Origin of the sequence: Novosphingobium pentaromativorans US6-1 (genome assembly GCF_000767465.1) — a bacterium.
GTDB classification, from domain to species: Bacteria; Pseudomonadota; Alphaproteobacteria; order Sphingomonadales; family Sphingomonadaceae; genus Novosphingobium; species Novosphingobium pentaromativorans.
In genome coordinates this window covers 2,950,762-2,969,577 of the sequence record NZ_CP009291.1, presented here as the reverse complement: position 1 = coordinate 2,969,577, position 18,816 = coordinate 2,950,762, and the positions used below count along the sequence as shown (strand labels likewise).

Genomic DNA, 18,816 nt, shown 5'->3' with positions numbered 1-18,816 from the left:
GTCTCAGTTCCCCTTCGAAGACGCCGCGGTCGAGCCGGCGTCGGGCGTGTTTGCGGCCACCGCCGCGCTGGTGCGGACTTCACCGGTGCGTTCCAGTTCGGCCGTGGCCTTGCCAGAGCGCAGGATGATCAGGCTGGGCACTTCGGCCAGGACGATGGTCGACCCGCGCACCGCATAGTTGACCGGGCCTTCATCGCCTTTCTCGTTCTTGATCAGGATGGCCGGAACGGACGTGCGCTCGGGCCAGAGCAGGTAGGTCTGCTCGCCATCGTCATAGACGCGTGTCGGCTGCAGCCTGGCCGAGCCGGTGCGCTTCCACGAGAAGTTCAGGGCCGCCGGATCGGCGGGCAGCGCCATGGGGTCGCCCTCGGCCAGCGCGCGCTCGGCGGGCTGTAGGCCCTCAAGCCCCTCGCTGCCCGGGACCGGTGCATCCTGCGGTTCGTCCTTGTAGGTGAAGCGCAGCATGTAGAGCGGCTTCGCGCGGGGCGCAGCGACGAGGTCGAAGAAATAGGTGTGGCGATTGGTCACCACGGTCATGTTGGTACGCGCGCTGGCCTCCAGCGGCTTCACGAAGAGCAGGTCTGCACGCTTGTTCGGCGTGATCTGCCACTTCTGCGAATCCCCGACCGCGACGTTCTCGATCCCCTCGTTCTTGCCGAAAGCGATCGTCGCCTGCACCCCGGCCTTGCCGTCGATGCGCACGACTTCGTTTTCGTCATAAGGATGATCGACCAGCCGCGGGTCCTCGGCCATGGCCGGTGTGGCGAGGGCCAGCAGGACGGGCGCGAGCGCTGCGGGGGCCAACAGTGCGGAGGCGAGGCCCCGTGCCTTGTGGCGGATCATCGAATCTTCTCCTTTGCCGGCATCCGGCCGGTATCGTTTGATGCGCTGCGAAAACGGCTGCCGATGCCGCGCGCCCGCGCGTCCCTGCTCGGGCCGACCGGCTCGACACCGCCGCCCGTCACTTGCGTCACGACGGTGCGGCGATCGCCCGAGCGGCCCATATCGGAGCCGCCGCCGTTCGCGGATTCGTGCATGGCCGCAGCGCTTGCGGCCGAAACCGCCGGGGTACGGCTCTGCGCCGGAAGCAGCGGCGCGGCGGGTGCAGGCGCGGCATAGGTCTGCGCAGCGGCATATCCGGCGTCGGCCCGCGACTTGCCCGAAGAGCCCGCTCCGGCCAGGCCAAAGACATTCCAGCCCGAGACCAGCGTTCCGGCAACCTTGAGCACCATGCCCATGAGCGCCATGTGCACGGCAGCGACGAGGAACAGCGCCATGGCTGCCCGGCCATCGATCTCGCCGAGCTGCGCGCCCTGCACCAGCTTGGCGACGATGGGCACCAGCAGTTCGAGCGATATGCCTCCGCCCAGCACCACGAAGAGAGGCGTGACCGCGGTCAGTACGACCCCGCGCAGCCAGCCCGCCGTCAATCCGCGGGTGCCGCCGAACAGAGCCATGACAACGAAGATCGGGCCCAGCGCCAGCAGCACCGCAAGGGCGATGCGCGCGGTCAGCAGGATGCCGACGGTACCGAGCAGCAGGATCAGCGCGCCCAGCCACATCACGCTGGTCGGGGTGAACATGCCCCCTTGCGCGGCGGCCTGCGCCTGCGCGCCGCCTTCACCGCCCGCGCCATTGCTGACGTTTTGCGATGCCTCGCCAATGGCCTGGAAGACGATGTCGATACGGTCGCCGAAGATCTGCGTCGCCGAACCCTTGGCCCCCATCAGGATCGAGGCGATCCAGTCGGGCCCGCCGACGGCGAGGTTCCACACGACGTTCTGGTAGGCGATCCAGCTCGTCGCGAAAGTCAGCACCAGACCGAGCGTGAGCATCCGCGGCGTCAGCGCCGAGATGCCGAGCGTGGAACGGCCAGTGATGAGCGAAAAGGCGAAGAAGGCGATGTAGAGCGTGAGCAGGATCGTCAGCACCGGCGCAAGCGCGCCGTCTGCGCCGAACAGGCGGGCGAAGGCCGAGGAAATCGTCTCGCCGGCCATGCAGTCGACCGCGCGCAATGCCGGTGCGACGCCGGCCGAAGCCACTTCCGCGAGTTGCTGACAGGTGCCGCTCATCGCCCGCTCACTCGGCCGCCTGGATCCAGGCGGCTCCATCCTCGGCGTCGCCCGGCCAGGTCATCCCGGTCAGTACCGGGTACCATGCGGCCGGATCGTCGCCATAGCGCTCACGCAAGGTGTCGAGCTTGCGCACCGTGCTCTCGCGCCCTGACAGGACGGTCAGAACCTCGGGCATTCCCGCAAGGTCGAGCCGGACCACGACCGAGGCATCGGACTGGCGGATCAGGAAGCAGCGCGAATGCGCGGGCAGCGTGCGGATCACGTCGAGTTCGTGCTGGGTCAGGCCGAAGCCTTCGCAGTAGTCCTCGGCGCGGGCGCGCGCATTGGGCATGAAGATCATCGTCGCGGTCTGCTCGACCAGCGCCGTGGCAATCTTGCTGTCGAGCGCATCGCGCGCGGACTGGGTCGCGAAACCGACCAGCGCATTGCGCTTGCGCAGGGTCTTGAGCCAGTCACGGATGCGCGCGGCGAAGACCTCGTCGTCGAGCGCCTTCCAGCCCTCGTCGATCAGGATCATCGTCGGTTCGCCGTCGAGGCGTTCTTCGATCCGGTGGAACAGGTACATCATCACCGGCGTGCGCAGGCGCGGGCTTTCCAGCAGCGCAGTCATGTCGAAGCCCAGCACGCGGGCCGAAAGGTCGAGCCGGTCGTACTGGTTATCGAACAGCCAGCCATGCTCGCCCCCGCCGATCCAGGCATCGAGCCGCGACGCGAGGTCGCCCGGCTGCGGACGGCGCGAACCGGCCAGCAACTCGCGGAAATACGAGAGGCGGCGCAGGCTCGGATCGTTGGCATAGGCGGCATCGACCGCGCCGGCGATCGTCGCCAGTTCCTCGGGGCCGTTGGCCGAAAGCAGGACGCCGAGCCAATCGCGCAGGAAAGCGCGGTTGGTGGCGGTGTCGGGCAGCGAGAGCGGGTTGAACCCGGTCGGATGTCCGGCGGCGACGCGGCTGTAGGTGCCGCCGATGCCGCGCAGGAAGACTTCGGCGCCGCGGTCCTTGTCGAACAGGATCGTGCGCGGCGCGAACTTCTGCGCCTGGGCGGCGAGGAAGTTCATGACCACCGTCTTGCCGGAACCCGACGGACCGATGACAGTGAAGTTACCGAGGTCGCCCTGGTGGAAGTTGAAGAAGAACGGTGTCGAGCTGGTGGTCGACAGCAGCGTCACTGCATCGCCCCAGTGATTGCCGCTCGCCTGGCCCATCGCAAAGCCGTGCAGGCTGCCGAAACAGGCCATGTTGGCGCTGGAAATCAGCGCGCGGCGGACGATGAAGCCCTCGTTTCCGGGAAGTTGGCCCCAGAAGGCCGGTTCGAGATTGACTTCCTCGCGTACGGCGACAGCCCCGGCATCGGCCAACGAGGCCGCACACATCGCGGTCACTTCGTCGAGCCCTTCCAGCGAATCGGCACGCACCAGCACCGAGAGGTGATGATCGCCGAAACCGACCGCGCCGGTGCCGAGCGAATCGCGAGCGCTCGCCATTTCGCGGCGCTCGGCCATCGCTTCTTCGTCCGCCGAACGCAGGCGGCGGATCGCAAGATCGATGCGTTCACGCGCGATCTGGCGGTCGCAAGGCGCATATGTCTCGGTCAGGACCAGCTCGCAGGGCAGGCGCAGCAAGGCGTCCGTCAGGCCCGGAGCGGTCGAATCGGGATAGTCCTTGAGGCTGACGACCGAGGCGAACGAGGCATTCGAAGCCCCGCGCAGTTCCAGCGCGTCCATGCCGAAGTTGATCCGGCGATAGGGCAGCATATGGCCGATATCGGTGCCCTCGGCAGGGCGGCGTACGGGCCGCATCTCGCCGTTGTAGAGCGCCGAAAGCAGTTCGAGGACCTCGGAGCACTGGCCCTTGGCGGTGTCGTAGTCGCCCAGCATGCGCGCGCCGTAGGAGCCGAGCGAGGCGACCATCGCACTGGCGGCGGCACGCAGCGAGCGCACGTCGGCGGGATCGGCCTCGACCGCCTCGCCGCCCTTGCGCTTCATCATGCGGGACAGCTTGTCGGCCCAGCCCGCCTTGCCGCGCGCGGGGCGGCGGACAAGGGTAATGAACTGGTCGTTCACGAACAGCGCGCCCGAACCGGTGCGGGCCCGCCAGCGCGAATCGATGTGCGCCGCAAGCGGATCGTCGAAGTGACCTTCCAGCTCGATCTCGACCCGGCGGCGGATCACGTGGTGGTACAGCACGAAACGCGCATCGAGCGAGGAACGCAGCAGCACTTCGCGGGTGGCGACGTGGGCGTTCAGCTCGTCTGTATCGGCAGTTTCGAAAGCGAGGCCCGGGACCATCAGCGACAGCATCACCGAACCGTCGCGCAGCAGCACGACGTTCTCGTCCACCAGCGCCTGGTAGGGCAGCCGGTCGCCGACAAGGGCTTCCTTGCCGGCCCAGCCCTTCAGGCCCGGGATTGCGCGTCGCGACTTCGTCTTTGGCGCCATGTCTGTACTCCCCACCCCCGAATCGATCTCAGGGTGCGTAACTGTTGCAACCCCAGCGCTGCCAGTTGGCAACGCGCGGGCACTTGCTCACTTTGGCGATCCAGAGGTCGAATACCCGGGGTTCGCGCAAGCATGCGAGGTATCCGACCCCATGGATCGCGAGCGCTGCAGGCAGCGCCCAGAAGCTCTTGGTGATAAGGAAGATCTCCGTCGTCACCGCAGCGTTGATGATGAAGAAGCTGTATGTCACCCCGGCGAACATCTGCGGCCGGGTGAGCGCGCGATGGACGGGATAGCGGGCCAGGCTCATCAGCCGCGCCCTCAGCCCGCCGCCGACTGGATGCCGGAAACGATCGCACCGGCGCCGAACAGGACGAAGCAGCCGATGATGACGGTCGCGCCGAAGCGCCAGTTCATGCGGCCGGTCAGCATCATGAACCCGACGGCCGCCACCGCCATGACCGCGACCGCGGTCGCGACATTGCCGAGCAGCGTGCCCTGCAGCCAGCCCAGCGCGGCGACGATCGGGCCGCTGCCGGCCGGATCCTGCGTCGTCACGGTCTGCGCACTGGCCAGGTTCGGCGTCAGCGCCATGCCCATGGCCGCGAGAAACGCGGCGAAAGCCTTGGAAATTCCGCTAAAAGTGCGGGTGCGAATGATAGAATCTCGAATCACCATGCCCTCCGTGTGAGGGCCAAGTGCGCCACCATGATGACAAGTGTGTGACGATGAGACGGCTAAAGAGACAGTCATATTGCAATCGCCAGTCACTGTTTCAGGTACGTAGCAAAGGCCGCCGGCCCTCCCCGACGGCCCCACTATACTGGCGACCATTATTATAAAGTGTTACCCGAAAGGCCAGCGTGCGATTGCCGGTTGTCGACCGGGGCGCGGCCCCGGCCCTGAAATCAGGGTTGGGAGGCGATCAGCGCACCGCCAGGGTCTGGCCGGTGGCGATGCCCTTCATGGCCGTGCGGGCAGCCCAGCGCGAATCCATCCAGGAGCCATCGGCCAGTTCGAGATCGTAGCGCTCGGGGCTGGCCGCCGCGGCCTTGTAGCTGACCATGGCCTGCTGGGCCATGCCGACGCGGGCGTACGCGGACCCCAGGTTGATCAGGGCCGCAGGATCGTTCGATTGCGCAGCGCCCATGCGCTGCAGCTTGGCGATGGCCTCTTCATTCTTCCCGGCCGCCAGCTCCTCGTAGGCGACATCGACTTCGTCCTGGGGACGAACTTCGAGCGTCAGCGAAAAGGCCGACTGCCCCATGAGGACACTTGCGACGAGTATGGATAGCGACATGCAACTCTCCCGATCATTCTTGCGATAAGTGCATCTTCTGCTGAAAAACCCGCGACCTCAAGAAAATGACAGGACTGTCATAAAACTGCAATCTGGATGTGAATCGCCCTGACAACGGCGAGTCGCGAGCCTCAGTCCGGCCGATATCGAACAATCGTCATATCACCGTCACATAAATGTATATTTCTGTCATTGGATCGCCAACAAACTGTCACCCCCTCATCCTAAACGCCCCCTCAACGAAGGCGGATTCGCCGCTTCGTCCGACCTGAAAAACGGGGGAACTCACGTGAAGAAAATTTCTGGTCTGCTGCTGGTTGGCTGCAGCGCACTTGCTCTTGCCGGTTGCGGCGCCGACGACATCTCGTCGCCGGGTGCTGGCGGCATCACGATCAACAACCCGACGCCCGCTCCGACCCCGACCCCGACTTCGGGTTCCGGCACCGTCGTCGCGGCTGACAGCTGCCCCACCTTCAACGCCACCGGCGGCCTGACCGACAGCGGCACGATCTCCGGCCCCGAAGGTTCGTGGCGCGTGTGCACCCTTCCCGCCCTGGTCGACGTCAGCTCGAGCCTGCCCAAGGTCGCCGGCGTCGTCTATCGCCTGAACGGCCGCGTCGACGTCGGCTGCGACGGCGGCTTCTCGGCCCCGACTTCGGGTTCGCCCTTCACCACCACCACTGCCAGCTGCAACGGCCGTTCGCTGACCGCCGACACCGACGTCACCCTGACGATCGATCCGGGCGTCATCATCTACGGTGAAAACGGTTCGGAAGCCGCCTGGCTCGCCGTCAACCGCGGCAACAAGATCAATGCCGTCGGCACGGCCTCGCAGCCGATCATCTTCACCAGCCGCCAGAACGTCGTCGGCACCAACGACGACAGCTCGCAGGGCCAGTGGGGCGGCGTCGTGCTGCTCGGCCGCGGCATCGTGACCGACTGCAACTACGGCTCGACCGCCGCGAAGACCTGTGAGCGCGACACCGAAGGCGCGGTCAACAAGGCCGTCTTCGGCGGTCAGGACAACGCCTACAACGCCGGCACCATGAAGTACGTCCAGATCCGCTACTCGGGCTATGTCCTGAGCAACGGCAAGGAACTGCAGTCGCTGACCGCCGAAGGCGTCGGCTCGGGCACCACGCTCGACTACTTCCAGTCGGTCAACAGCTCGGACGACGGTGCCGAATTCTTCGGCGGCAAGGTCCAGTTCAAGCACTACATCTCGGTCAACGCCGACGATGACAGCCTCGACCTCGACACCGGCCTGGAAGGCTACTTCCAGTATGTCATGCTGCTGCAGCGTGACGGCGGCGGCGACGCGCTGATGGAAATCGACTCGAACGGTGCCGAAACCGACACCCCGCGTCAGAAGACCGTCATCGCCAACTTCACCGGCGTCCAGCCCAGCTCGAGCTCGAACAACGAATCGAACGACCAGGCTTCGGTACTGATCCGCGGCAACTCGGACATCACCTGGGTCAACGGCATCATCAACACACCGAACAACGAGTGTCTGCGCCTGAACGGCTCGGGCACCACCCCGGCGACGCTGAAGGCCTACTCGACCGTCATGTCCTGCGGTTCGACCAAGTACATCGACAGCGGCACGAACGCTTCGGGCTACTCGGCTTCGCAGTTCGCTTCGGGCACCAACCTGAACGACGATGCCTTCACCTCGACGCTTTCGAGCACCTTCGTCAACGGCACCAACGAAGCCGGCGTGGCCGGTTACGCCGACATCAAGACGCTCTCGAGCTTCTTCGATGCAGTCACCTACATCGGCGCCGTGAAGGACTCGAGCGACACCTGGTACAAGGGTTGGACCTGCGACAACGCGACCGCCAACTTCGGTTCGGGTGAAAGCTGCACGGCTCTGCCGACCACCTGATCCGGCCGCCCATAACTGACGACAAGGGGGGCGGTCCGAATTCGGCCGTCCCCCTCTTCGCATAAATACTTGTTCCAGGGGGACATCAAATGACCAAGCCGCGGCTTGTTTCGCTGCTGCTGCTTTCCACCGCGATGCTGACGCCTGCCATGGCTTCGGCTCAGGAAAGTGCCACGACCAGCAATGACGCCAACAGCGCATCGAACGATCAGGCAGACACTTCCACCCAGGAGGAAGACGCGCCGGACGTATCGCTGCCCGGCGGCGCGATCATCGTCACCGGCCAACGCGATCGCAACATCCAGCGCATCGCCCCGCAGGTCATTTCGGTGCTCTCCACCCAGGAAATCGCACGCACCGGTGAAGGCGACATCGCCGGCGCCCTTGGCCGCGTGACCGGCCTCAGCGTCGTCGGCAACGGCTACGTCTACGTGCGCGGCCTTGGCGACCGTTATTCGCTCGCCCTGCTCAACGGCTCGCCGCTGCCCAGCCCCGAACCGCTCAAGCGCGTCGTGCCGCTGGACCTGTTCCCGACCAGCATCGTGGCCTCGTCGCTCGTCCAGAAGAGCTATTCGGTCAATTTCCCCGGCGAGTTCGGCGGCGGTGTCATCAACCTCACCACCAAGGCCATCCCGACCGAGACCTTCCTCACGGTCAGCGGCGGCCTCGGCTGGGATACCGAGACCACCAACAAGCTCAGCTACAGCTACTATGGCAGCAAGACCGACTGGACGGGCTGGGACAACGGCAACCGTTCCATTCCCAAGTCGCTGCAGAGCTATTTCAACAGCAACACCGTCATCGATCCCACCGGTGACCTCGCCCAGCAGCTTGGCGGAATTCTGGTCAACGGCCGCAATGCCGTCATCCAGAAGGACACCAAGACCCAGCCGAACTTCTCGGGCGGGATAACCGGCGGCACCGCGATCGAACTCGGCGACGCCACGCTTGGCGTGATCGCCGCCGCCAGCTACTCGAACACGACGCAGACCAAGGACATCATCCGTCAGCGCGCGCAGGGCACCACGGCAGAACCGAGCCAGCTGTTCGAGAACTTCAACGCAGTCAACACCGACAATCGCATCGTCGGCAACGGCCTGTTCGGTCTTGGCCTCGAATGGGGTGAGAACAAGATCCGCTGGACCAACGTCTACATCCACGACACGGTCAAGCACACCAGCCTGAGCCTGGGCAAGCGCGAGAACAACATCCAGGCCGACTACATGAACCAGACGACGGCCTGGTACGAACGTCAGCTGATCGACACCCAGTTCGTCGGCGAGTTCAAGCCGGCAGACGACACCTCGATCGACGTGCGCGCCGGCTACGCGAACTCCAAGCGCCTCGCGCCCTTCGAGATCGAGGCCGAATACCTGCGCACCAACGTCGATAGCGACAACTACGGGCAGTACTTCGTCAACCGCCTGGGCAATGGCAACCAGGACCCGACGACGATCACCTTCTCGCGCCTGAACGAAGACGTCTGGTCCGCCGGCGTCGATCTTTCGCATACCTTCAGCCCCGGCTGGACCGGCAGCGTCGGCTATGCCTACCAGATCAATTCGCGCACCAACACGCGGCGTTCCTTCGCGATCTACGCGAACGGCGACCAGACGCAGATCTCCAACTTCGGCCTGCTTCGCCTCGACGTCCTGCTGCAGCCGGGCACCTGGTACCTGCAGGACTTCGGCGTGAACTATGGCCTGGAGCTGCGCGAGCCCGAAGCCAGCACCGCCCAGTTCGATTCCCGCCTGCTCAACCACGCCTTCTACGGCAAGCTCGAAGGCGCCCTGACCGACCAGCTCTCCTTCGATCTGGGTGTGCGCTGGGAATATGCCAAGGAATCGACCATCCTGCGCCCGATCGGAGCCGATCCGAGCAAGGCCACTGATCTCAAGAACGAGTACTTCCTGCCGGCCCTGACGCTCACCTACGAGATCAATCCGAGCATGCAGGTGCGCCTCAACGGTTCGAAGACGATTGCCCGCCCGCAGTTCCGCGAACTGCTGTACCAACCGTACTTCGACCCCGACACGAACCGCACCTATCAGGGCAACCCGTTCCTCGAGGACAGCAAGCTGACCAACATCGAAGGCCGTTACGAATGGTACTTCGATCGCGACCAGCGCATGTCGGTGGGCGCCTTCTACAAGAAGATCGACAAGCCGATCGAATCCTTCCTGACCGGTTCGGAAACCTTCATCACGTCCTACGCCAACGCGCCGACCGCCGATCTTTACGGCGCCGAGCTGGAGCTGCAGAAGTACTTCTACCTGGATAGCCTGGGCGGCAAGTTCTTCGAAACGCGCAGGCTGATGCTCATGGGCAACTACACTTACACGAAGTCCAAGCTGAAGGTCAGCGACAGCGACGTCGTACGCATCTACGGCGCCGGCACCGGCACGTCGCTCGCCACCGACTACTTCGTCGACGGCGCCCCGCTGACCGGCCAGTCCGAACACATCGCCAACCTGCAGATCGGCCTGGAAGACACCGACAGCCTTTCGCAGCAGACGATCCTGTTCAACTACGCCAGCAAGCGCGCGGTCAGCCGCGGCCTTGCGAACTCGGGCCAGCCGGACATCTTCGAATATCCGGGCCTGACCATCGACGTGGTCCTTCGCCAGGGCTTCATGGTCGGCGGCAAGGAAGTCGAGCTGAAGCTCGAAGGCCGCAACCTGACCGGCCGGAAGCACGAGGAATACCAGTCCTTCGTCGACGGCCGGGTGGACTACAACACCTACAAGGTGGGCCGTACCTTCTCGGCTTCGGCCTCGTTCAAGTTCTGACCCGAGGATCCTGATCCTCACTGGGAAGGTCCCTGCCCTTCCTACGGCAACCTCGGGGCCCGGTCGCTCATGCGATCGGGCCCCTTTTTCTGCGCCTTGCAAAGCGGTCGGCGAGCGGTTAGACGCACCCCGTCATCTGGGGAGTAGCCAGCTGGCGTCTGTGCAAGCGGACCGTCAGTGCCCTGTCGTCAACATACTTGGTCGAGAGACCATGGCGCACAGGAGAACGGGCAACCGTTCGGGCGAGACCAATGGCGTTGCAGCTCCGCTCGGCCGGGCGGGTTCTGCCACGCTATTGTCTTGTCTGTCGCCCGGCCCGGAGAATACCTTGGAAGCCCTGCTCACATCGACAGCCGTCGTCGCCCTCGCCGAGATCGGCGACAAGACGCAGTTGCTCGCGATCGTCCTGGCCACCCGGTTCAAGCGTCCCTGGCCCATCGTTGCCGGTATCTTCGTTGCAACGCTGGCCAACCACTTCCTGGCCGCGCTGGTCGGCGAACAGGCTGCCGCGTTCCTCGACGGCCTGTGGTTTCGCTACCTGGTGGCCGCCAGCTTCATCCTGATGGCGGCCTGGACGCTGATCCCCGACACGTTCGACGAGGACGAGGAAGCCAGGCCCAGCCGCTTCGGCCCTTTCGTGGCCACCGCGATAGCCTTCTTCATCGTCGAGATGGGCGACAAGACGCAGCTCGCCACGATCGCGTTGGGCGCCCGCTTCCAGAGCGTCCTGCCGGTCATGAGCGGGACCACCATCGGCATGATGATAGCCAACGTGCCGGCGGTGTTCCTGGGGCACGAGATCATCAAGCGGGTACCGCTCAATGTCGTGCGCATGGCGGCCGCGCTGCTGTTCCTGGTGATCGGCCTGTGGCTGCTGGCGCAGACGGCGGGCTGGCTCGGCTGAGCCTCAGAGCGTATCGAAGACGTAGCCGAGCGAGCGCACCGTGCGCAAAGGATTGCCTGCGCCCACGCCCTTGAGGGCCCGGCGCAGGCGTCCGATCCAGACATCGACGGTGCGTTCGTCCACCGGCGGTTCCTGCTTGCCGAGCGCGGCGATGAGCTGCGTGCGGGTGAAGACACGGCCGGGATGCTCGATGAAGTAACGCAGCAGGCGCAGTTCGTTGGGCATCAGCGAGATCGGCTTGCCCTGCCAGCGGGCCTGGAATGCGGCAAGATCGACGGTCAGGTCCCCTTGCGCGACCACCCGGATCCCGGCGCTGTCCTGTTCGCTCAGGCTCGCGCCCAGAACCCGGTCGAGCAGCGCATTGCGGGTGAGCGGGCCGACCATGTAGTCGTCCGCGCCCATGCGCAGCGCGCGCTTGCGGTCCTCGACGTTGTCTTCCTCAAGCACGATTGTGACATGCGCGTGCGAGGTGATCGCATCGGCACGCAGCCGCCGGCACAGTTCCAGACCCGACATCTCGGGCAGGACCCAGTCGATGAAGATCCAGAGCGCGCCTTCGATCAGCGGCAGTTCGGCAAAATCGGTCCAGCGATGCAGGACGACCTCGATGTCGTCGTGCCGGAAAGGCGCCAGCCCTCCGGTCAGTTCGCTTGCCAATAGAATGTCGATGCGCCGCATTGCCCCCTGCCTTGTCAATACGTTGGGGTTAGTGGCGCTCTAGTGTGACGAACGGGTGACATATCGATGACAAGCGCGTGAAAACTGGCGCTGTCATTAAACTGACCCGCAACCGTCACGCCCGCGCAACCGGAAAATGCGAAGAAAAACATCGGTAACAACCGGGGGGAAGCATTCTGATGCGGACCGATGTCGACAGTCTTCTCGAACGTAGCGGCAAGATTCCGGCCTGGCTCGACTTGCCGGACCCGAAGGGCTTTCGGCCCAAGCGCAAGTATCGCACCATCTGGATTTCCGACGTTCACCTGGGCACGCGCGGTTGCAATGCCGCGATGCTGGTGGACTTCCTGCGTTCGGTGGAATGCCAGACGCTCTATCTGGTCGGCGACATCGTCGACGGCTGGCGGCTGCGCAAAGGCTGGTACTGGCCCGATGCCCACAATGAAGTGATCCGCCGCATCCTCAAGATGGCGCACCGGGGCACCCGCGTCGTCTTCATTGCCGGCAACCACGACGAAATGCTGCGCGACTATGCCGGTCTGACCTTCGGCGGCGTCGAACTGGTGCTGGAAGCGGTGCACGAGACGCTCGACGGGCGCCGCCTGCTGGTGACCCACGGCGATGCCTTCGACGGCGTCGTGCTCTACCACAAGTGGCTCGCCTTCCTGGGCGACAAGGCATACGGCATGCTGCTGCGCGCCAACATCGCCTTCAACGCCGTGCGCCGGCGCCTGAAGATGCCGTACTGGTCGCTTTCCGCCTACATGAAGAAGAAGGTCAAGAACGCGGTCCAGTACGTGTGCAGCTACGAGGAAGCGGTGGCGAGCGAGGCGATCAACCGCGGCTTCGACGGCGTTGTCTGCGGCCATATCCACTGCGCCGAAATCCGCCAGTTTGGCGGCATCACCTATTACAACGACGGTGACTGGGTCGAAAGCTGCACGGCGCTGGCCGAAAGCCTCTCCGGCGAAATCGCGATCATCGACTGGGTCGCGGAAGCCGGCGGCCACGACCAGGCAGCCCCTGTGGCGGTCCCTGCCGGGGCGGCTGCCCCCGCGGAAAGTACGGCCAGGGTCGGCGCGTGAGGCTGACGCTCGCGACCGACGCCTGGCTTCCGCAAGTCAACGGCGTCGTCCGCTCGCTCGCGGCGACGCTCGACGAGCTGCAGCGCCGGGGGCACGAAGTCGACCGGGTCACGCCCGAACACTTCCTGACCCTGCCGATGCCCGGTTATGCCTCGATCCGGCTCGCCATGGCGCCGCGCTTCGGGGTGCGCCGGATGCTTGACCGGACCCGGCCCGACATCGTCCACATCGCGACCGAAGGCCCGATCGGCTGGGCCGCACGCGGCTGGTGCCTGTCGCGCGGGGTGCCGTTCACATCGGCGTTCCACACCCGCTTTCCCGAATATGCCGCAGTGCGCACCGGGATCAGCGCCGAGCGCTTCTGGCCGATCATGCAGCGCTTCCATGCGCCGAGCCGCGCCGTACTCGTCTCCACCTGCAGCTTCGCCCGGGAGCTGGCATCGCGCGGCATCAGCCATACGCGGCGCTGGAGCCGCGGCATCGACCAGCAGCTATTCACACCCCAGGGTGCGCGCCATCCGGCCATGCGCGCCCTGCCCGGCCCGGTCCTGCTCAACGTCGGCCGCGTCGCGCCGGAAAAGAACCTGGAAGCCTTCCTCGATGCCGATGTGACGGGCAGCAAGGTCGTGGTCGGCGACGGTCCGGCGCTCGAAAGCCTGCGCCGGCGCTATCCGCATGTTCATTTCCTCGGCGCGCTTTCAGGCGAGGAACTGGCGAGCGCCTACCGCGCCGCCGACTGCTTCGTGTTTCCCAGCCTCACCGACACTTTCGGGCTCGTGGTGATCGAGGCGCTGGCCTGCGGCACACCGGTCGCGGCCTTTCCGGTTACCGGCCCCGTCGACATTCTCGGGCGCGACGGTTGCGGCGTGGAAGCCCGTCTGCCGCGCCCGGCGGGAGCCGTCGACGATTCGCTCGCCTGCGCGATCGCCCGCGCGCTGACGGTCAGCCGCGAGGATGCAGCATTGCTGGGCGAACTCTATTCCTGGGAGCGCGCAACCGACCAGTTCCTGAGCGCCATTTCCACTGCCGCCGACGACGCCGAACGCGACTTGCTGTCGGCCGCCTGAGCAGCCACGTCGAAGATTGGACAGAATATGCGGGCCGTCTGCACAGGCGGCGACAAGCTCAGCCTGAGCGGGGTGCGAGCTGGAGCTGGGCGAGTTGCCCGCTTCGCCGTGGGCAAGAAGCCGGGGCCGCGCAATCCCGGCGCTGGCCCCTCGCCTCACCGGATCGGCGTCAGTTGACGTCCATCGCATAGCCCGCCGCGCGGACGGTGCGGATCGGGTCGGTCTCGCCGGGGCGGTTGATCGCCTTGCGCAGGCGGCGGATGTGAACGTCGACCGTGCGTTCGTCGATGTCGGAATCCATGCCCCAGACGCCGTCGAGGATCTGCTGGCGCGAAACGACGCGGTTGGGCCGCTCCATGAAGTAGCGCAGCAAGCGGAACTCGGTGGGACCGAGGTGCAGCGGCTCACCGCCGCGGCGGACGCGGTGGGAGGTGGCATCGAGTTCGATGTCGCCCCACTGCAGCACGCTACCGGCCAGCGAAGGCCGCGAGCGACGCAGCAGCGCCTCGATCCGGGCCAGCAGTTCGCGCGGGCTGAACGGCTTGGTGACATAGTCGTCGGCACCGGTCTTGAGGCCGCGGATCATGTCCTCTTCCTCGCCGCGCGCGGTCAGCATGAGGATGGGGATCTGCGCAGTTTCCTTGTCCTTGCGCAACTGGCGGCAGACTTCGATGCCCGGCACGTTCTCGATCATCCAGTCGAGCACGATGGCATCGGGCGCCTGTTCCTGCACCAGCAGGAGCGCTTCCTCGCCGTCGCCGGTGCTGCGCACCTCATAGCCTTCGGCGCTGAGGTTCCAGGTCAGCAGTTCGCACAGCGCGCGGTCGTCTTCGACGACAAGGACATTCGGGTTCATTCGGGAGCCCCTGTGTCATCGGTCTGGCTGTCGCGCTCGGTGCAATATTCGCCGGTCGCGGCGTAGTAGACCATTTCGGCGACATTGGTCGCATGATCGCCGATGCGTTCCAGGTTGCGGGCGATGAAGAGCAGCTGCGTCGCCACGGTGATGGTCGAGGGGCTTTCCATCATGTGCGTCAACAGCGATCGGAACAACGTGTTGTAGAACTGGTCCAGCTTCTGGTCGCGGCGGATGACTTCGACTGCAAGCGCGGCATCGCGCGAGCCGTAGGCGTTGAGCACGTCGCGAACCATGCCCTCGGCGATCTCGGCCATCGCCGGTACGAGCGTGATCGGCTCGACCTTGTTGCGCCCGTCGAGCGCATTGACGCGCTTGGCGATGTTCTTGGCATAGTCGCCGATGCGCTCGATCACGCCGGAGATCTTGAGCGCGGCGATGACGTCGCGAAGATCGTCCGCCATCGGCGCGCGCAGGGCGATCGTGCGCACCGCGAGACGGTCCACTTCCGCCTCGAGCGCGTCGAGCTTGGCATCGGCGGCGACGACCTGCCCGGCGAGTTCCTCGTCGTGATTGGTCAGCGCCTGGATCGCATCGCGGATCGCCACTTCTGCCAGTCCGCCCATTTCGGCGACGAGGCCACGCAGCTGTCCGATCTCGGAGTCAAAGGCCTTAACGGTATGGTCAACCATGGCTATTTCCTTGTCAGCCGTAGCGGCCGGTAATGTAGTCCTTGGTCTTTTCCTCGCGCGGGTTGGTGAAGACCTGGTCGGTCTCACCATACTCCACAAGGTTGCCAAGGTGGAAGAAAGCGGTGCGCTGCGAAACGCGCGCGGCCTGCTGCATCGAGTGCGTCACGATGACGATCGCGTAGTTCTCCTTGAGCTCGTCGATGAGCTCCTCGATCTTCGCCGTCGCGATCGGGTCCAGCGCCGAGCACGGTTCGTCCATCAGGATCACCTCGGGGCTGACCGCGATGGCGCGCGCGATGCACAGTCGCTGCTGCTGGCCGCCCGAGAGCGCGGTGCCGGCATCGTGCAGGCGGTCCTTCACTTCGTCCCACAGGCCGGCCTTGGTCAGCGAACGCTCGATCACCACGTCCATGTCGGCCTTGTTCGAGGCGAGGCCATGGATGCGCGGGCCGTAGGCGATGTTCTCGTAGATCGACTTGGGGAACGGGTTCGGCTTCTGGAACACCATGCCGACGCGGGCGCGCAGGGCGACCGGATCCATCGACGCGGCGTAGATGTCCTCGCCGTCAAGCAGGATCTCGCCGGTCACGCGGGCATCGGCAATCGTGTCGTTCATGCGGTTCAGCGAACGCAGGAAGGTCGACTTGCCGCAGCCCGAAGGGCCGATGAATGCCGTGACGAGACCGTTGTCGATATCGATAGAGACGTTGTCGATGGCCTTCTTCTGACCATAGTAAACGTCGACGTTGCGGGCTGTAAGCTTGGTTTCGGTCATGTCCCTACCAGCGGACTTCGAACTTGTTTCGAAGGTAGATCGCAAGGCCGTTCATCGCCAGCAGGAAGACCAGCAGGACGATGATGGCGGCGGAAGTGTTCTGGACGAAGGCCTTGTCGATTTCGTCCGACCACAGGAAAATCTGCATCGGCAGCACGCTGGAAGGGTCGGTTACCCCACCCGGCGGCGTGGCGACGAAGGCGCGCATGCCGATCATCAGCAGCGGCGCGGTTTCACCCAGCGCGCGGGCCATGCCGATGATCGTGCCGGTCAGGATGCCCGGCAGGGCCAGCGGCAGGACGTGGTGGAACACGGTCTGCACCTTGCTTGCGCCGATCGCCAGCGCGGCATCGCGGATCGACGGGGGCACGGCCTTGATCGCGTTGCGGCCCGAGATGACGATGACCGGCATCGTCATCAGCGCCAGCGTCAGGCCGCCGACGAGCGGCGAAGAGCGCGGAAAGCCCAGCGTGTTGATGAACACGGCAAGGCCCAGCAGGCCGAAGATGATCGACGGCACCGCCGCCAGGTTGTTGATCGAGACTTCGACCCATTCCACCCAGCGCCGGTTCTTGGGCGCGAATTCCTCGAGATAGACGGCAGCAAGCACGCCCATCGGAAACGAGAGCAGCAAGGTGACCAGCATCGTCAGCAGCGACCCCTTGGTCGCGCCCCAGACGCCCGCGACATGGGCATTGGTGGAATCCGAACCGGACAGGAACTGCCAGTCGATGCCGCCAAGACCATTGCGCAGCATGATGAAGAGCAACAGCGCCAGGAAGGCGAGGCTCAGGGCGATGGCGCTGAAGCCGAGCCGCTTGAACCGGCGCTCGGCTGCATGGCGCTTGGCCAGGCGCCGGGTAAACTCGGGCGATTGCCAGCCTGCGTCAGTCATATGCTTCCCGGAAACGCTTCACGACCCGAAGGGCGATGATGTTGAGGATCAGCGTGACAATGAACAGCACCAGGCCCAGCGCGAAGGCGGAAAGCGTCTTGGGGCTGTTGAATTCCTGGTCGCCCGTCAGCAGCTGGACGATCTGGTAGGTCACGGTCGTCATGGAATCGAACGGATTGACCGAAAGTCGCGCGGCGGCACCCGCGGCCATGACCACGATCATGGTTTCGCCGATGGCACGGCTGATCGCCAGCATCACGCCGGCAACGATGCCCGGCAGCGCGGCCGGCAGCAGCACCCTCTTGATCGTCTCCGACTTGGTGGCGCCCAGCGCGAGCGAACCGTCGCTCATGGCGCGGGGAACCGCGGCCAGCGCATCGTCCGCCATCGAGGAGACGAAGGGAATGATCATCACGCCCATCACGAGGCCGGCGGCCAGCGCGCTCTCGGTCGAGGGATTGGCCATGCCCAGCGAGCCTGCGAAGTCGCGGATGATAGGTGCCACCGTCAGCGCGGCGAAGTAGCCATATACGACGGTCGGAATGCCCGCGAGGATTTCAAGCACCGGCTTGAGGATCTTGCGGATGCGGCCCGAGGCGTACTGGGTCAGGTAGATCGCGCTCATCAGGCCGAGCGGGATGGCGACCAGCATGGCGATGACGGCGCCGATGTAGATTGTGCCCCAGAACAGCGGCACGGCGCCGAAATTGTCGTTGAGGTCAGTGCCGCCCGCATTGCCCGGCGCCCAGTGGGTGCCGGTCAGGAAGGCGATGGGCGAGACGTCCTTGAAGAACAGCCCAGCCTCGAACACCAGCGAAGCGACGATGCCGAATGTCGTGAGGATCGCCATGAGCGAGGCGGCGAGCAGCAGCCCAAGAATCGCGCGCTCAACCTGCGTGCGCGCCTTGAAGCCGGCACGAATCTTGGTGAAGCCATAGCCGCCGCCGGCCAGCGCCGCGATGACGACAAGCAGGGCTCCGATCAGTCCGAAGCGCTGCTGGGCCGCGCGCATCGGCTCGGCCAGGGCGTTGGACAGCGGGTTGAAAGCGACGGCATCGGGATTGGCGGCGATGGCACGGGCATCGGCAAGGATTGCCGCGCGGTTCATGTCGTCCGGCGGAAGCTGGGCCGCGGCCGGATCGGCCAGGACCGCGCTTTCGACCAGGCCCGGCATGATCGCCGACCACACACCCCAGGCAAGCAGCGCCGGGACCACGATCCACAGCGCCATGTGCCAGCCATGGTAGCCGGGCATCGAATGCATCGATCCCCGGCCGGTATAGAGCAGCCTGGCCCTGGCCCGCGCGGCAAACCAGCCGACGAGGCCAAGGCCGAAAACGGCCAGCAGGACTGCAGTGAAGATCATATCTGGCCG

The 18,816-nt window shown here is 65.3% G+C and carries 17 protein-coding genes; 5 read left to right on the top strand and 12 right to left on the bottom strand.

Translation table 11 applies throughout. The annotated features are described in order from the left end of the window. Nucleotides 1-3 precede the first annotated feature (3 nt). The 6 genes from JI59_RS13785 to JI59_RS13760 form a co-directional block, all read right to left on the bottom strand. Entirely contained in the window at nucleotides 4-843 is an 840-nt protein-coding gene (locus tag JI59_RS13785; protein WP_007012091.1) for a TrbG/VirB9 family P-type conjugative transfer protein, read from the bottom strand. Beyond that, the gene (locus JI59_RS13780) at nucleotides 840-2,072 is read right to left on the bottom strand and encodes a TrbL/VirB6 family protein (protein WP_007012092.1); all 1,233 of its coding nucleotides are present in this window, start codon (nucleotides 2,070-2,072) and stop codon (nucleotides 840-842) included. Before JI59_RS13780 ends, JI59_RS13785 begins: the two co-directional genes overlap by 4 nt. A 7-nt stretch (nucleotides 2,073-2,079) precedes the next feature. Next, nucleotides 2,080-4,512, bottom strand: a complete 2,433-nt coding sequence (locus JI59_RS13775) for a VirB4 family type IV secretion/conjugal transfer ATPase (protein ID WP_007012093.1) — start codon at nucleotides 4,510-4,512, stop codon at nucleotides 2,080-2,082. 28 nt (nucleotides 4,513-4,540) lie between these two features. Next, complete coding sequence (locus tag JI59_RS13770; protein WP_007012094.1) at nucleotides 4,541-4,822, bottom strand: VirB3 family type IV secretion system protein; 282 nt, start codon at nucleotides 4,820-4,822, stop codon at nucleotides 4,541-4,543. Nucleotides 4,823-4,833: 11 nt separating this feature from the next. Further along, entirely contained in the window at nucleotides 4,834-5,190 is a 357-nt protein-coding gene (locus tag JI59_RS13765; protein WP_007012095.1) for a TrbC/VirB2 family protein, read from the bottom strand. A gap of 247 nt (nucleotides 5,191-5,437) precedes the next feature. Next, nucleotides 5,438-5,812 carry a hypothetical protein gene (locus JI59_RS13760; protein ID WP_038576194.1) on the bottom strand — a complete coding sequence of 125 codons (375 nt, stop codon included), beginning with the start codon at nucleotides 5,810-5,812 and terminating at the stop codon, nucleotides 5,438-5,440. Between the two features lie 289 nt (nucleotides 5,813-6,101). Between JI59_RS13760 and JI59_RS13755 the strand changes: the two genes are divergently transcribed. The 3 genes from JI59_RS13755 (at nucleotide 6,102) to JI59_RS13745 (ending at nucleotide 11,393) form a co-directional block, all read left to right on the top strand. Continuing rightward, the gene (locus JI59_RS13755) at nucleotides 6,102-7,700 is read left to right on the top strand and encodes a hypothetical protein (protein WP_007012097.1); all 1,599 of its coding nucleotides are present in this window, start codon (nucleotides 6,102-6,104) and stop codon (nucleotides 7,698-7,700) included. An 89-nt stretch (nucleotides 7,701-7,789) separates the two neighbouring features. After that, complete coding sequence (locus tag JI59_RS13750) at nucleotides 7,790-10,489, top strand: TonB-dependent receptor domain-containing protein (RefSeq protein WP_007012098.1); 2,700 nt, start codon at nucleotides 7,790-7,792, stop codon at nucleotides 10,487-10,489. 328 nt (nucleotides 10,490-10,817) lie between these two features. Next, the gene (locus JI59_RS13745; protein WP_007012099.1) at nucleotides 10,818-11,393 is read left to right on the top strand and encodes a TMEM165/GDT1 family protein; all 576 of its coding nucleotides are present in this window, start codon (nucleotides 10,818-10,820) and stop codon (nucleotides 11,391-11,393) included. A 3-nt stretch (nucleotides 11,394-11,396) separates the two neighbouring features. Here the strand turns inward: JI59_RS13745 and JI59_RS13740 are convergent, their stop codons facing one another. Continuing rightward, complete coding sequence (locus JI59_RS13740) at nucleotides 11,397-12,071, bottom strand: response regulator transcription factor (protein WP_007012100.1); 675 nt, start codon at nucleotides 12,069-12,071, stop codon at nucleotides 11,397-11,399. A 179-nt stretch (nucleotides 12,072-12,250) separates the two neighbouring features. On the opposite strand from JI59_RS13740, the gene JI59_RS13735 reads away from it, so the two are divergent. Next, nucleotides 12,251-13,156 carry a UDP-2,3-diacylglucosamine diphosphatase gene (locus tag JI59_RS13735; RefSeq protein ID WP_007012101.1) on the top strand — a complete coding sequence of 302 codons (906 nt, stop codon included), beginning with the start codon at nucleotides 12,251-12,253 and terminating at the stop codon, nucleotides 13,154-13,156. After that, nucleotides 13,153-14,223 carry a glycosyltransferase family 4 protein gene (locus tag JI59_RS13730; protein WP_007012102.1) on the top strand — a complete coding sequence of 357 codons (1,071 nt, stop codon included), beginning with the start codon at nucleotides 13,153-13,155 and terminating at the stop codon, nucleotides 14,221-14,223. Before JI59_RS13735 ends, JI59_RS13730 begins: the two co-directional genes overlap by 4 nt. A gap of 169 nt (nucleotides 14,224-14,392) precedes the next feature. On the opposite strand, the gene phoB is transcribed toward JI59_RS13730, so the two are convergent. Genes phoB through pstC form a run of 5 tightly spaced genes read right to left on the bottom strand, consistent with a single transcriptional unit; the run spans nucleotide 14,393 to nucleotide 18,807 of the window. Further along, the gene (phoB, locus tag JI59_RS13725) at nucleotides 14,393-15,079 is read right to left on the bottom strand and encodes a phosphate regulon transcriptional regulator PhoB (protein WP_007012104.1); all 687 of its coding nucleotides are present in this window, start codon (nucleotides 15,077-15,079) and stop codon (nucleotides 14,393-14,395) included. Next, complete coding sequence (gene phoU / locus JI59_RS13720) at nucleotides 15,076-15,771, bottom strand: phosphate signaling complex protein PhoU (RefSeq protein WP_007012105.1); 696 nt, start codon at nucleotides 15,769-15,771, stop codon at nucleotides 15,076-15,078. Before phoU ends, phoB begins: the two co-directional genes overlap by 4 nt. Before the next feature lie 13 nt (nucleotides 15,772-15,784). Next, nucleotides 15,785-16,546: a phosphate ABC transporter ATP-binding protein PstB gene (pstB, locus tag JI59_RS13715; protein ID WP_007012106.1), complete on the bottom strand. Its 762-nt coding sequence runs from the start codon at nucleotides 16,544-16,546 to the stop codon at nucleotides 15,785-15,787. Between the two features lie 4 nt (nucleotides 16,547-16,550). Then, on the bottom strand, nucleotides 16,551-17,441 hold the full coding sequence (gene pstA, locus JI59_RS13710; protein ID WP_007012107.1) for a phosphate ABC transporter permease PstA: 891 nt from the start codon (nucleotides 17,439-17,441) through the stop codon (nucleotides 16,551-16,553). Then, nucleotides 17,434-18,807 carry a phosphate ABC transporter permease subunit PstC gene (gene pstC / locus JI59_RS13705; RefSeq protein ID WP_007012108.1) on the bottom strand — a complete coding sequence of 458 codons (1,374 nt, stop codon included), beginning with the start codon at nucleotides 18,805-18,807 and terminating at the stop codon, nucleotides 17,434-17,436. Before pstC ends, pstA begins: the two co-directional genes overlap by 8 nt. Nucleotides 18,808-18,816: the final 9 nt, after the last annotated feature.